General features: G+C 69.7%; 9 protein-coding genes. 2 read left to right on the top strand and 7 right to left on the bottom strand.

All coding sequences use genetic code 11. The annotated features are described in order from the left end of the window. Positions 1-57: 57 nt before the first annotated feature. The 4 genes from OD750_RS13595 to OD750_RS13580 form a co-directional block, all read right to left on the bottom strand. A complete protein-coding gene (locus OD750_RS13595; RefSeq protein ID WP_263545777.1) occupies positions 58-3,639 on the bottom strand; it encodes a S8 family serine peptidase in 3,582 nt (1,193 codons plus the stop codon). A 254-nt stretch (positions 3,640-3,893) separates the two neighbouring features. After that, positions 3,894-6,785 (bottom strand): TonB-dependent receptor, encoded by a 2,892-nt coding sequence (locus OD750_RS13590; protein WP_263545776.1) that lies wholly within the window; start codon positions 6,783-6,785, stop codon positions 3,894-3,896. Positions 6,786-6,828: 43 nt separating this feature from the next. Beyond that, positions 6,829-7,824 (bottom strand): FecR family protein, encoded by a 996-nt coding sequence (locus OD750_RS13585; RefSeq protein WP_263545775.1) that lies wholly within the window; start codon positions 7,822-7,824, stop codon positions 6,829-6,831. After that, complete coding sequence (locus tag OD750_RS13580) at positions 7,821-8,393, bottom strand: RNA polymerase sigma factor (protein ID WP_263545774.1); 573 nt, start codon at positions 8,391-8,393, stop codon at positions 7,821-7,823. Before OD750_RS13580 ends, OD750_RS13585 begins: the two co-directional genes overlap by 4 nt. A gap of 271 nt (positions 8,394-8,664) precedes the next feature. On the opposite strand from OD750_RS13580, the gene OD750_RS13575 reads away from it, so the two are divergent. Together OD750_RS13575 and OD750_RS13570 are read left to right on the top strand one after the other, a co-directional pair. Then, positions 8,665-9,327, top strand: a complete 663-nt coding sequence (locus OD750_RS13575) for a TetR/AcrR family transcriptional regulator (RefSeq protein ID WP_263545773.1) — start codon at positions 8,665-8,667, stop codon at positions 9,325-9,327. Positions 9,328-9,561: 234 nt separating this feature from the next. Further along, positions 9,562-11,040 carry a M48 family metallopeptidase gene (locus tag OD750_RS13570; RefSeq protein ID WP_263545772.1) on the top strand — a complete coding sequence of 493 codons (1,479 nt, stop codon included), beginning with the start codon at positions 9,562-9,564 and terminating at the stop codon, positions 11,038-11,040. Positions 11,041-11,053: 13 nt separating this feature from the next. On the opposite strand, the gene OD750_RS13565 is transcribed toward OD750_RS13570, so the two are convergent. From OD750_RS13565 to OD750_RS13555, 3 genes are read right to left on the bottom strand one after another with little or no spacing between them, the layout of a single operon-like run. Further along, positions 11,054-11,434 carry a cupin domain-containing protein gene (locus OD750_RS13565; RefSeq protein WP_263545771.1) on the bottom strand — a complete coding sequence of 127 codons (381 nt, stop codon included), beginning with the start codon at positions 11,432-11,434 and terminating at the stop codon, positions 11,054-11,056. Positions 11,435-11,448: 14 nt separating this feature from the next. Then, complete coding sequence (locus OD750_RS13560; protein WP_263545770.1) at positions 11,449-13,320, bottom strand: EamA family transporter; 1,872 nt, start codon at positions 13,318-13,320, stop codon at positions 11,449-11,451. Between the two features lie 22 nt (positions 13,321-13,342). Continuing rightward, positions 13,343-14,032, bottom strand: coding sequence for a glutathione S-transferase N-terminal domain-containing protein (locus OD750_RS13555; protein ID WP_263545769.1), 690 nt, complete (start codon positions 14,030-14,032; stop codon positions 13,343-13,345). Between the last annotated feature and the right edge of the window lie 48 nt (positions 14,033-14,080).

Below are 14,080 nucleotides of genomic sequence, written 5' to 3'. Positions count from 1 at the left end.
CGCAAAAAAAACCGGGCGGCGAACCTTGCCGCCGCCCGGTTATTTACCACGCCACTTTCAATGACAGACGTAGTTCGACGTTTCGAAGCCGTCGTCGAACACGATGTCGGCGTCGCCGATGCGCACCGTATCGAGCCAGAAGCCGCCAAAGTCGGTGTTCGCGTCGCTCGATACGCGCCAGCGCACGATCACGTTCTGTCCCGCATACGCGGCGAGGCTGCTCGTGAACGGCTTGAACACGACGTTCGCCGGCGGCGTTTCGTTCGGACCCGCGTTCGACGCCGCGGTGGTCGCGCCGTTGAACGCGCCGTGCGTCGCGGCATAGCCGCACAGGTTGCCCGGCGGACTGCCGGTCTGCGCGAACGTCGACGGATAGCCGCCGGCCGGCGGCAGATCGTTCCAGGTCGCGCCGTCGTCGGTCGAGATTTCGACGACCACGCCGTCCCACTCCGACTCGAGGTTGTAGCGCGCGTTGTAGCTCAGCACCGAATTGGCCGTCACCGCGAGCTTCTCGGTGCGCAGCGCCGCGCAGTTGGGGCTGGCCGAGCCGTCGGGGCCCGTGTGATAGCTGTGCGTGCCGTCGGCCGCCGCGGTATCGGCGATGATCCACGAACCTTCGAGCTTGGCGTAGACCTTCGTGTCGGCGTCGTCGAGGTAGCGGCGCGGGTCCGGACCCGGCGCGCCGCTCGGCGTCGTGCCGACGACGCCCGACGTGCGCTCGTTGCCGAACGCATCGGTCGCGACGGTGCGATAGAAGTACGGATGGCCGTTGACGACGCCGGTGTCGGTCCAGGTCGGGCTCGCGAGGTTGGCGATGATCGTCTGCGGCGCGGTGAACGCCGGGGAATCGCTGCGCAGCACCTTGTACGTGATCGCGCTCGACGCCGGGCACGACGACTGGCTGGCGGCCCAGTTCACGGTCACGCCGCAGGTCGCGCCGCGGCCGTTCGCGCCGGTGATGCCGAACGCGCTCGGCATCAGGCTGCACGTGTCGGCCGATGTCACGTCGATGCACGCCGACGCCGTGCCTTCGACGTCGTTGCTGACGCCGCGCACCTTGTAGGCGTACTGGAAACCGCCGGTCGTGCGGTCGTCGACGAGCGGCGCCGCGGCGCCGGTCGCGACGAGGCGGAAATCGCCTGCCGCCGCGGTCGCGCACGTGCCGTTCGCGCGGTACAGCTGGAAGCCCTGCGCGCCGCCCGCGGCGGCGAAGCCGACGCCGATACCCGAGGCGTTGTTGCTCGCGATGGCAAGGCTCGTCGGCGCGGCGAACGCCGGACCGTCCGGCAGGCCGAACGCGCCGGACACCGCGAGCGCGTAGCCCTGGCGTTCGGACAGCTCGGCGCCGTTGCCCGGCACCGACGCGCCGATCACGCGGAACGTGTAGCTGCCGGCGGCCGGCGCGGCGAGGCGCACCTGCTCGACGGTGTTGACCGCGTCGGCCGCGCCGCCGGTCGTCGAGACGCCGGCCGCGAACACGTTGCCGCGGTACACGGTGCCGCCCGGACCGGTCACTTCGAGATCGAGATTGTTGACGAGCGATGCGGCCGCGCCGGGCACGCCCGGCAGGTCGTACCACGTCAGCGTCGCGCGCAGTTCGGCGCCGGCCTGCACGTTGGCGATCGTGTAGCTGTTGCTGTCGCCGGTCGCAAGGCCGCTCGCGTTCGTGCGCTCGAACAGGCGCAGGCGGCGCGTGTCGTCGCCGCCGGCGAGCGTGTTGGCGAACCACAGATTGCCGTCGAGCCACGCGCGGCCCCAGCCGGTGTCCATGCTCGGCCAGTTGTCGAGGACGCGCGTGCCGTTGATCAGCACGGCCTTCATCGCCATGCCGCTCGGATTGAGCGCGTCGTCGGCGTTGCGCGCGCCGCGCGGATAGAAGCCCTCGGTGAAGAACTGGCGCACGAGCGCCGTGTTGCCGGCAATCGTCGGCGTCGCCATCGACGTGCCGCTCTTCGTGCTCGTCACCGGCGCCTGGATCGTCGCGGTGATCGTGGCGTCGCCGGCCGCCGATACGATCGACGTGCCAGGCGCCATGATGTCGGGCTTGATGCGGCCGTCGGTCGTCGGACCGCGGCTGGAGAACGCCTGCAGCGTCGTCGTGCCCGCGTGCAGCAGCGCGCCGACGGTCAGCGCGTTCTTCGCGTTGCCGGGCGAACCGATCGACGTGATGCACACGCTGCCGACGACGTTCGCGGCCGGGCAGCCCTCCGCGGCGGTCAGGTCGCCGTCATTGCCGGCGGCGATCACGACGAGCAGGTCTTCCTTCTCGCGCGTGACGGTATCGACGTCGACGTCGCGCGATTCGTACGCGCCGAACGTCTGGCCGCCCCAGCTGTTGCTGTGGATGCGCGCGCCGCCGGCGTTCGCCTGGCGCAGCGTGTTCGGCCAGTCGTTGATCTGCAGGCAGCCGCTGGTGTCGTTGCCGATGTCCTGGAACAGCAGCTGCGCGTTCGGCGCCATGCCGTCGGCGAGATCGTGGTTCGCGGCGAGCGGCGTCGACGCGACATAGTTGTTGGCGCCGAACGTACCGGCCGCGTCGCCCGCGACCGTGCCGTTGACGTGGGTGCCGTGGAATCCGGTCGGCGCCGCGCCCGGGCGGCACGTGCGGTTGTTGTCGCCGGCGGTCGCGCCGGGCTGCACCCAATACGCGAACACCTTGTTGTTCGCGAACGTCGCGCCGGTCGCCGGCGGCACCGGCGAGCTGCCCGGCGTGATCGCGGTCGTCGGCGTGCCGGTGCCGCGGTCGAGCGTCGTGAACCACGCTTCGTCCGCGTCGAGGCCGGAGTCGGCGACGGCGACGATCTGGCCGGTGCCGAACAGCTGGTGATCCCACAGCGGCGTCGGGCCGCAGACCGCACCGGTGCCGGCGCAGGCCGCGGTCGCATTGCCCTGGATCGCACCGATCGAGCCCGCGTTCATCAGCTTGGGCTCGGCCCACGGCGCGACGAACTGCACGGCGTCGAGCGCACTCGCGGCGACGAGCGTCGCGTCGATGTCGCCGGCTCTGACCGACACGCGAACGCGCCGCGGCGCCGAAGCGTCGGCGTCGACGTGCGCGATGTCGAGGTCGGCCACGGCGCGCCGCAGCGCGCTCGTCACGACGGCCGGGTCTTCGCCGAGAAACGTTTCGATTTCGATGTCGTAGCGCGCGTCGCCGCGGTCCTTGAGTTCGGCGCGGCGGCTCGCCCACAGGCGCGGATCGATCTTCAGGCCCGGCGCGACGGCACCGGCCCAGCGCACGCCCGCGGCGCTGCGCACGCCGGCGAGGTCGGCGCCGTTCAGGCGCACGTAGTAGGCGTTGTTGGGCACGTAGCCGAGAAACGTCACGCCGCTCGCCTCGAGCGCGCGGCGCGCGTCGGCGCCGGCCTTGCCGAACTGCACGATCGCGTAGCGCGGTTGCGCCGGCGCGTCGGCGAGGCCCTCGACGACCGAACCCGCCTCGATGCGCTGCGCCAGCGGATCGACGATGCCGGCACGCAGCAGCAGGCGGCTGCTATCGCCGGCGGCGGCGGCGATCGCCGCGGGCGACGGCGGCGACGGCGCGACCGCGCGCGTATGTACGGTGGCGGCTTGGGACAAGCCCGACAATACGAGCCCGACCGCGACGGCCAGGGATTTTTTTGCGAACGACGAAGACATTTCGACTCCTGCAACGAATGGCGCAACGACACGGGAATGCTGATGCGGCAGGACTCGAGTCATCCCCGGACGCACCAGAACGCACGGAATCTAGCGGCGAACGAAGGGAGCAGCCTGGACGAACGGATGCGGTGGCGCAGTGGACTGAACAGACGCGCATGGACGTTCAGTGCGCGCACTTTCGGGACGAATCGGCGACGACGCCCTCTCAATCGTCGGACGCAATCGGCATGCGCCTTCGGGCTGAGTGCGGATCAGAAGCGGTAGTTGAGGGTCAGCGAGTAATAGCGTCCGACCGGATCGTCGAACAGAATATTGTAATTTGCGGAATTCAACCCGTTGTATACAGGTTCGCGATCGAGCGCGTTGAGCACGTTGAACGCCGCGCTCCAGCGCGGCGAGCCCTCGTAGCGCAGGCCGAGATCGAGCGTCGCGAAACCTGGCGTGCGGCACAGCGCCTCGGACGACGGCGCTCCGGCGCAGCTCAGCTCGTCGCCGGCGAAGCTGGTGTTGCGGTACGCGCCGATGTAGGTGACGTTCGCCGTCGCCGTCCACGGCGTATGCGTGACATCGAGACCGAGCCGCGCGCGCAGCCGCGGGTTGGAGTCGTAGCCGAGCAGGCGGATCGGCGGCACGTCGTTGCGTGTCTGCGCTTCGCGGCGGTCGGCATAGGTCGCGTCGAACCGTGCGACCCACGTCGATTTTCCGCTCTGCAGGAAACGGTACTGCGTCGCGACGTCGACGCCGCGCGTCTGCGTGCGACCGAGATTGACCGGATAGCGTTTGAGGCCGAGCAGCCGGCCCGCCTCGTCGCGCAGCAGAAACCCGGGAAATTCGCCAGGCAGCTGCAGCGCGTATTCGAGCGGCAGCACGCTGATTTCCTGTTGGCGCCGGATGTCGTACAGGTCGATGCCGACGCTGAAATCGTCGTTCGGCGCATAGACGAAGCCGATCGTGTGGCTGCGCGAGGTTTCGGCCTTGAGTCCTTTGGGATTGCTGGCCGAAAAGATCCGCAGGCGGCACTGCACGCTGCCGGCCTCGGCGAGCGGCTGCGCATCGACCGGGTCGGCGCACGGTCCGAGCTGCGCCGGCACGAGCAGCTCGCGCTGTTCGCTCAACACCGTCGGACGATTCAGGTCGAGCAGCGTCGGCGGACGGTAGCCTTCGGCGGCGGTCGCACGCAGCAGCAGCGAGTTGGTCGCGCGCCAGCGCAATCCGAGCTTCGGCGAGACGGCCGAACCGACGCTCTGGCTGCGATCGAAGCGCCACGCGACCTCGCCGGTCAGCTTGCGCGTCATCGGCAGCTCGAGTTCGGCGTAGGCCGCAGCGCTGTTGCTGCTCGCGCGCTGAACGTAGCTGCGTTCGCCGAACAGGCGGTCGTCCGACCGCAGGAGCGGATCGGGCACGTCCTTGACGCGCGCATGGCGCGCCTCGGCGCCGAGGCCGAGCATCGCCGTGCCGGCGGGCATCTCCCACACCGGGCCGCTCGCGCTCGCGACGAATTCGGACAGCGACGAGCGCCCCTTGCGCAGCAGCGACGGCGACAGCATCGCGAGCGCCTCGGCCGAGTTGGGCCCGCCGAAACGATAGTCGCCGGCGACGAACAGGCGCAGCGCCTCGCTCGGCTTCAGGAAACCGTCGATGCGATCGGTCACGGTGTTGCCCTGCAGCGACAGGTCGGCGTTCCACTGCCAGTTGTCGAACGCTCCCTTCGCGCCGACATTGAGCGCGCGCGTGAGCGATTGCGTCGCCTCGCGAATCGAGCCGACGTCGGCGAACGAGTACAGCACGATCACCGGTGAGTCGGGATTGGGACTGCCGGCGACACCGGGCGGAATCGAGAACGTCGCCGCGAACGGCGCGGCCTCCTGGCGCTGGTCGACGTCCGACAAGCGCAGGTCGACGTGCAGCTCGGTCGCGGCACCGACGTCCCGGCTCGCGCGCACGAACAGCGACTTGACCGTCTGGCTCGTCTGTATGGTCGTATACTTTGCCTCATCGAGACGGCACAGGCCGTCCTCGTCGAGCAGTTGCGGCGCGCAGCCGGGCAGCGGCGCGATCCGCACCTGGTCCTTGTCGTCGAGATACAGATAGTTGCCGGGAAACGAATACAGGCTGCGATTGTCGCCCAGGCCGTGCGAGCGCCGGTCGAGCGTGTACCAGTCGCGCTGCGAACCGGTGACGGGGTCGCGCTCGGACCAGTCGGCATGCATGAAGATGCGCGACGCGCCGTCGTCGCCGCCGAGCGTCGCCGAGGCGCCGCGGCGATGCGCGTCGCCCCGGCCGGAAACGCCGTAGTCGAACGCCACCTGCGCGCCGTCGAACGAACGGCGCAGAATGATGTTGACGACGCCGCCGATCGCATCGGCGCCGTAGATCGCGGACGCGCCGTCGCGCAGGATTTCCACGCGCTCGACGAGGCCGACCGGAATCGCGTTGAGGTCGACCACCTGCCCCGCGCCGCCGAGCGTCAGCGCGTAGGGCGCGATGCGGCGGCCGTCGACGAGCACCAGCGTCGCGCGCGCGCCCAGGCCGCGCATGCCGACCGTCGACGCGCCGGCCGCGCCGCCGTACGCGTAGTTGGCGGCCGGCGACGCCGCCATCACTTCCGGACGCATCGCCACTTCGATGCCGGGCTGCGTGCGCAGCACGTCCACGAGCGTGCGCAAACCGCTGCGCTCGATCTCCTCGCGCGTGATCACGCTGATCGGCGACGCGCTCTCCCATTCGGCACGGCGAATATGCGAGCCGGTCACCTGCACCGGCAGCAGCGAGGTCGTCGCCGGCGCCGCCTCGGGCGCGCGCGACGGCGCGCGCGCGATCTTCGGCGCGGCCGGCCGCGGCTGCGGCTTGAGCACGTAGGTGTTCGCGTTGACCGGTTCGGCGACGAGCCCGCTGCCGGCAAGCAGCGCGGTCAGCGCATCGCGCGCCGACGCGCGCACGTCGATGCCGTCGCTGCGGCGGCCCGACACGAGTTGCGCGTCGAACAGGATCTGCAGGCCGCTTTGCCGCGCGAACGCGGTCAGCGCGTCGGCGAGCGCCCCGGAGGCGATGCGATATTCGATACCGGCCGTCGCAGCCGGCTCCGGCGCAGGCTGCGCGCGCGCGTACGAAAACGGCGCCGCGCACAGCGCCGCCAGCAGCATTCCCTTGCCGCGATCGATTCGAAACGCGCGCCGCGTCACCGTCTCATCGGCGCGGCGGTGCGCGCAGCACGATTTCCCGGTCGGACACGCGATCCGCGCGCAGCGACCATCCGCTTTCCAGCGCCTTGATCAGCGCATCCTGGTCGCCGGCATGGAATACGCCGCTGACGGCGATGCCGTCGAGCGCGCGATCGCCGAGTCGGATCTGCGCGATCGCGTAGCGGTTCATTTCGGCGACGAGGTCGGCCAGGGCGCGGTTCTTGAACACGAGTTCGCCGCGCGTCCAGCCGTTCGCGGCGTCGAGGTCGGCCGCGCTCGCGGCGATACCGCCGCGCGCGTCGACGCGCGCCTGCGCGCCGGGCTGGAGCACGGTCGGCGCGGCGCCCGATTCCGGCGTCGCGATCGACACTTCGCCTTCGAGCAGCGTGACGAGGACGTGGTCGGCCGCGTGCGCCACCTGGAATCGCGTACCGATATCGTTGATCGTGCTGTTGGCGGCATAGGTGACGAACGGGCGGCCCGGCTGTGCGGCGACGTCGATTTCGACGCGCCCGCGCTCGACCGTCAGCGCGCGGCGGTCGGCGCCGTAGCGCACGGCGATCGCCGAATTCGTATCGAGCACGGCGCGCGTACCGTCGTCGAGCAGGATTTCACGGCGTTCGCCGACGCGCGTGTCATAGCGCTGCGCGGGTTCGGCACGCCACTGCACGGTCGCGGTCAACGCGACGAGCGCGATCGACGCGGCGGCGGCAGCCCAGGCGAGCGGGCGCAGGCGGCGCGTACGGCCGGCGGCGCCGTCGCGCCGCGCCGCGCGCGCGGCGGCGCCGATCAGCGCATCGCGCGACAGCTCGCGCACGCGCGTATGCAGGCGTTCCACACGGACGTAGTCGTTGCGGTTGTCCGGATTGGCCTCGCACCATGCCTCGAACGCGGCGATCTGCGCGCCGGTGACGTCGGGCGACGCCAGACGCGCGACCCACCCCTCGGCCGAATCCGGCATGGCAGGGTCTTCCAGGTGGATGATGTGCTGCGACTTCATGTCGTCTCCGGGGCTCGGGCCGCCATTTTATCGACGCGCTCGCGCAGCGTCGCCAGGGCCTTCGTGATCTGTTTTTCGACCGCCTTGACCGAAATGTCGCAGTGCCGGGCGATCTGGGTGTAACTCATGCCTTCGATGCGGTTGAGCAGATAGATCTGCCGGCACCGCTCGGGCAACTGCAGGATAGTTTCGCGGATCAGCGCAAGTTCCTGTTGGTCCGCAATGCGCTTTTCGTGCGGTACATCGGACGACGGCAGGTCCATGATCTCATCGTCGAGGCTCACGTGCGCGCCGTCGGCCCGCGTCGCGCCGCGGCGCCGCCGGTCGTTGAACGCGTTCAGGGCGATCCGGAACAACAGCGGTCGCCACGCCTCGACCGGTTCCGACTCGCGGTAGCGCACCAGCCCGAGAAAGCTTTCCTGCGCAATGTCCTCCGCGTCGGCGTCGCAATGCGTCAGCCGGCGCAGAAAACCCAGCAGCGCGGCGCGCTGATCCGACACGAAACGTTCGAACAGCGCCGTGCGCGGCGTCGATGAGATCAACGTCAATGTCGGTTCGGTGCGGCTCATCGATCGGCGGGCGAAAGGGCGCTGCGTGTCGCGTGCGTCGAGCCTAGCGGCTCCCCCCGTCCGGTCCAATGGAAACTGCCGGGGTCGAGACAAATGTTGACCCGCAACCGCGAATCGCGAGCAGCCATGCGGTGCATACGCATGCGTCTGGGTTTTTTTTCGGAATTTGTCCGTACAGGAGGTAGGGGGTAGGCATGCCCTTGCGTAGTACTCGACACGGGCGGAGCGACACAGGTCCGTGTCGTGAGCCAGAACGTTCGAGAGGTAGATCGTGAGCGCGAGTGACAAGATTTCCGACCTGACCGGCAAGGCCAGAATCCGCAACGCGGCATTGCACCTGTTTTCGGTGCGCGGCTACGCCAACACGTCCCTGCGCCAGATCGCCCATCGCGCCGGCGTTTCGCTGTCGCTCGTCACGCACCACTTCTACAGCAAGGAACAGCTCAAGCTCGCGGTCGATCACGCGGTGCTCGCCAGTTTCGAACAAGCGATCGATTCGGTACTCGCAACGACGATGCGCTCGGTCGACGAGGTGGCCTCGCGCATGGCCGAGGCGATCGGCGAGGTCATCGGCACGCGCCCGGAAGTGCGCTCGTACATCCGCCGGGCGGTGTTCGACCAGGTCGCGATCGCCGACACGTCGCTGATGGAACGCCTGCTCGAACTGATGGATGCGACGCTCGCGCGCATGTATCGCGCCGGCATCCTGCGCCGCGACGCCGAATCGCACTGGCGCCCGGCGCAAATGCTGCTGCTGACGTTCGGTCCGGTCGTGTTCGACTGGCTGCTCAAACCGCACGCCCCCGAAACCGCCAGTTCCGAAACGATGCGCACGCGCTGCCAGTCCGGCCTGCGCCTCCTGATGCACGACCTGTCGACATCGCCGCCGTATTTCGGCGCCGACAGTCGCGGCGCCCGCATCAATTCCGCTTAGCCGCCCCCCCAACAACGGCGGGCATTGCCCGCCACCGCGTCAGGCGTGTCGTCAACGGTCGCAAGTCCAACGTCTACCCATCCCCCCGGACAGGGCCCGACCTACCCCCATTCGACACGCCGCGTCCACAGGCCCCCTGCATGGGGCCTGTGCTTTTCCGGGGTCCGACCGAACGGCAACGTTCGGTCGGACCGGTCGGCGTCGTTAGACTCGCCCGACATCCGGGAGACGCGCATGACTCGTTGGGGGACGATCCTGTCGGTGGTGGCATTCGGCCTCGCGGCCGCCGCGTCGGCGCGGGCCGCCGACTACTATCTCGTCGACCGGCTCGCCGCGCAGGCCACCGATGCGCCGACGCGCGCGCAGGCGCGCGAACTCGAACGCATCTACGCCGATCTCGCGCGCGTCTCCGGCGTTGAAGCCAAGCTCATATATTCGACCGATCCCGACATCAACGCGTACGCGACGATCGTCGACGGCGAGAAGCTCGTCGTCGTGCAGGAAGGGCTGCTGGCGAACCTCGGCGACGATCGCGACGCCGTCGCCGCCACGCTCGGTCACGAACTCGCGCACCACAAGGCCGATCACATCAACGCCGGCCGGCGCAAGCAGGAAGGCGTGCGCGTGCTCGGCGCGATACTGGGCGCCGTCGTCGGCGCGAAGATCGGGCGCGACAGCGGCGATTTCGCCGGCGCGGTGTCGGGCGCCGCGGTCGGCGTCGGCGCGAATCTGCTCGCGCTGAAATTCAATCGCAGCCAGGAACTCGAAGCCGACCGCCTGTCGATCGGCTGGATGATCGACGCCGGCTACAACCCGCAGGGCATGCTGCGGCTGCAGCGCGAAATCGGCGCGATGACCGGCCGGCGCGCGGCGATCCTGTCGACGCATCCGACCGGCAAGAAGCGCTACGACGCGGCCGACAAGCTGATCGCGAAACTCGCGCCGCCGCCGGATCTCCTCGCGCGCGACGCGCAGCCGCTCGTCTCCGACGCGGCGCTCGCCGAGGCGGACGGCGCGATCAGGACCGACCGCGATGCGCGCGTCGCCGCGGCGGTTCGCGGCAACGACGCCGAACCGCCTGCCGCCGCGCTCGCGCCGATCGACGGCGTCGACTTCGCGACGTTCGCCGCGCTCAGCAACGAACTCGTCTACGCCGGCGACAAGGGCAAGCCCGCACTCCTGGCGCGGTACCGGCTGACCGACGCGAAGTACGCCGCGATCAGCGACGGCTACACGGCGCGCATGAGCGAGTACGGCGCGCTGCGCACGCGCTTCTCCGCCGGCTATTTCCGCGCGACGCAGGGCAAGCTCGCGCCGTGGGGAAAGGATCTCGCCGACTCGTACGAATCCGGCGCGCCGCTCAAGCTCGATCCGCCGTATCCGCTCGACGTCGCGAGCGCGCTGTTCGCGGCCATGCGCGAACGCGGCGCGCCGAATCTCGACGACGCGCAGCAGGCCGCGGCGGAACGCGACGTGCTCGCCGCGCACGGCCTGACGTATTACGACTTCCTGATCGGCCACAACTGGTGGGCGCGCCACGCGAAGCTCGCCGCGGTCGGCGGCGACACGAGCCTGCTCAGCGCCTACTTCGGCCTGAAACCGACGGCGACCGCGCCGGCCGACGGCGTGCACGTGGGCGACAACGTGAACATCGGGAAGAACGTGCGCATCGGCGGCAAGGAAGTCCGGACCGCCGATACGCACGACGAGTAGCGCTCGACGCGGCTCAACGCGCCGGTGCGCTCAAAGCCGCGCCAGGTTCGGCGACGAACACCACGAGAAACGTCGCCGGCTCCGTCGCGCTCGCATTCTCGCTGACGGCATGCAGCGCGTTCGGCGTCTCGGTCCAGCTCTGTCCCGCCGCGTATTCGCGCACCGGCCCGTCGTCGACGCGGCTGCGCACGCGGCCCGACAGCACGTACGCGAACACGAACGCGTCGTGCCGGTGCGGGGCCGATTTCGCGCCGGGCGGATACGTTACCGTGACCACCGACAGACGCTTGCCGGGCGCGTTCGGCAAGTCGCCCGCGTACACGTCGTCGACCGACGCGCCGCCAGACGCGCACAGCCCGGCGAACGACAGCACCGCGGCAGCAAAAGTGAACATGGCCACTACTCCCGTCATTGCGCCAATGCGGCGGCCAGCGCGTCGCGCACACTCGCGTCGCGGCCTTCCACGCGCCGGGCGATGCGGCCCTGCGCGTCGACGACGACGACCGTCGGCACGCTCGCGACGCCGAAGCGGCGGAACAGGTCGCCCGACGCATCGAGCGTCAGCGGCAGCGCGATCTTGTTCTCGTCGCGATACTTCACGAGATCGTCGCGATCGGCCCACAGGCCGGACGCGATGCCGAGCCACGTCGCGCCGCCCAGCGCGACGCGCCGCTCGGTTTCCTCGCGCACCGCGCGGCAGCTCGCCGACACGTTCGGCCGCGTCGTCGCCAGATACGACTCGCACCACGGCGACAGGAACACGAGCACGGTTCGCCTGCCGGGCATCGGCTTGAACCTCGTGCCCGCGAGCGTTTGCACATCGAGCGCCGGCAGCGCGTCGCCGACACCGACTCGCACCGTCGCCGCCGGCGCGGTCGCGGCAACGACGTCGGCGGCCGGCGCCCGCGCGGCGACGAGCGCCGCATCTAGCCTGGCGTCGGCAAGATGCCCGACGTACTTGACGCGACCGTCGCGGCCGATCACGACGTGCGTCGGCGTCACGCGCAGATTCAGCGCCTCGGAGAGACCGCCGTCGTCGATCGCCGTCGGCATCGTCAGATGTTTTTCGGCGACGAACGCGCGGACGTCCTCGATCGGATCGGAAAAGCCGGCATTGACGCCGATCACCGCGAGGTCGTCTCCGGCCGCGTCGAATGCGTGCTGGAAGTGCGGCATCTGCTCGCGGCACGGCGAACACCACGTCGCCCAGAATTTCAAATAGACGGCTTTGCGGCCGTACAGCGCGACAAGATCGATCCGGCCGCCGTCGAGCGTCGTCAGCGTCGCGCGCGGCGCCGGCGTGCCGACGATCGAGCGGCCCGCGGCCTCGGCGCGCGCCTGGCCTTCGTTCGCGCGCACCGGCGACGGCAGGCAGACGACGAATGCGCACGCCGCGGCGAGGAGCTTCGGACGCAGCGCGACGAGCCCGGTCGTCAGCGCGACGCCGACAAGGATCACCGCGCAGCCGAGCGCCATGTCGAGCGTGAACGATTCGCCGAGAAACAGCGCGCCCCAGAGCACGCCGAACACCGGAATCAGATATGCGACGGTAACCGTGCGCGACGCGCCGACATTCGCGATCAACTGGTAATACAGCACATACGCGAACGCGGTGCAGAACACGGCGAGCGCGAGCGCGGCGCTCCACGCGCGCGGCGACGGCGACGTCGCCGGCCACAACGCGAGCATCGGCACGAACAGCACGACCGCCGACACGAGATGGCCGCCGGCCGCGACCGCGACGGGCGCGGCGTCGGCGAGGCGGCGCTTGCTGAAGTTCGCGGAAAAACCGTACAGGAACGTCGCGGCCAGACAGGCGACGATCGCCCAGCCGACGTGCGACGCGCCGGGCTTGAAGCTCGCCTTGCCCGCGACGAGCCAGACGACGCCGGCGAAGCCGATCGCGAGTCCCGCGACCCGCGTCGGCGTCAGGCGGTCTTTGAGCCACAGCCAGCCGATCAGCGCGGCGAACAGCGGCACCGTCGCGTTGATCACGGCCGACAGGCCGGCGGCGATGCTCAGCGCCGCGAAGCTGAACAATACGAACGGCAGCGCCGAATTCGTGAAGCCGACGACGAGAATGTCTTTCCAATACGTGCGCCAGACGCCGACCTCGCCGCGCCAGGCGACGAGCGGCACCATGATCAGCACGGCGACGAGCGAACGCACGCCGGCGAGCGCGAACGCGCCGAACTCGGCGGCGCCCAGGCGCATGAAGAGATACGACGCGCCCCACAGCGCGGCGAGCAGCAGCAGTTCGGCAATGTCGGAACGTTTCATCGGAAGTCCTCGGTGCCCTCGCTCAGCGCGTGCGGCCGAACAGGTTTTTGCGTTCTTCGTCGGAGAGCGGCGCGGCCGAGCGGCCGTAGGTTTCGCCGACGCCGGCATACGTGCGCCGCGTCGCCGGACGCGCGACGATCGCGTCGAACCAGCGGCGGACATGTGGAAAATTGGCCAGATCCTGGCCGTGCGCTTCATGCGGCACGATCCACGTGTAGCACGCGATATCGGCGATCGAAAACGCGCCGGCGACGAATTCGCGATCGGCCAGTCGCGCGTCGAGCACGCCGTACAGCCGCGCCGTCTCGCGCGTGTAGCGATCGATCGCGTAGGGCACCTTTTCGGGCGCGTAGACGTTGAAGTGGCCGATCTGCCCGGCCATCGGCCCGAGACCGGCCATCTGCCAGAACAGCCACTGCGTGACCTCGGCTCGACCGCGCGCGTCGTCGGGAATCAGCCGGCCGGTCTTCTGCGCGAGATACAGCAGGATCGCACCCGACTCGAACAACGAGAGCGGCTCGCCGCCGTCGGCCGGCGCATGATCGACGATCGCCGGAATCTTGTTGTTCGGCGAGATCGCGAGAAACGCCGGCTTGAACTGTTCCCCCTTCGACAACGACACCGCGTGCAGCCGGTATTCGATGCCGGCCTCTTCGAGAAACAGCCGGGCCTTCAGGCCGTTCGGCGTCGGGGCGTAGTACAGGTCGATCATGAGTCGGTCCTCGCAAGGGGGCGCCGCGTCGCGCCTTCCTGCGGCGGC

This window comes from Tahibacter soli, from assembly GCF_025717065.2.
In the GTDB taxonomy this organism is placed as follows: domain Bacteria; phylum Pseudomonadota; class Gammaproteobacteria; order Xanthomonadales; family Rhodanobacteraceae; genus Tahibacter; species Tahibacter soli.
Note: the sequence above shows the minus strand (reverse complement) of the source record. Positions and strands in the feature narration are given on the sequence as shown.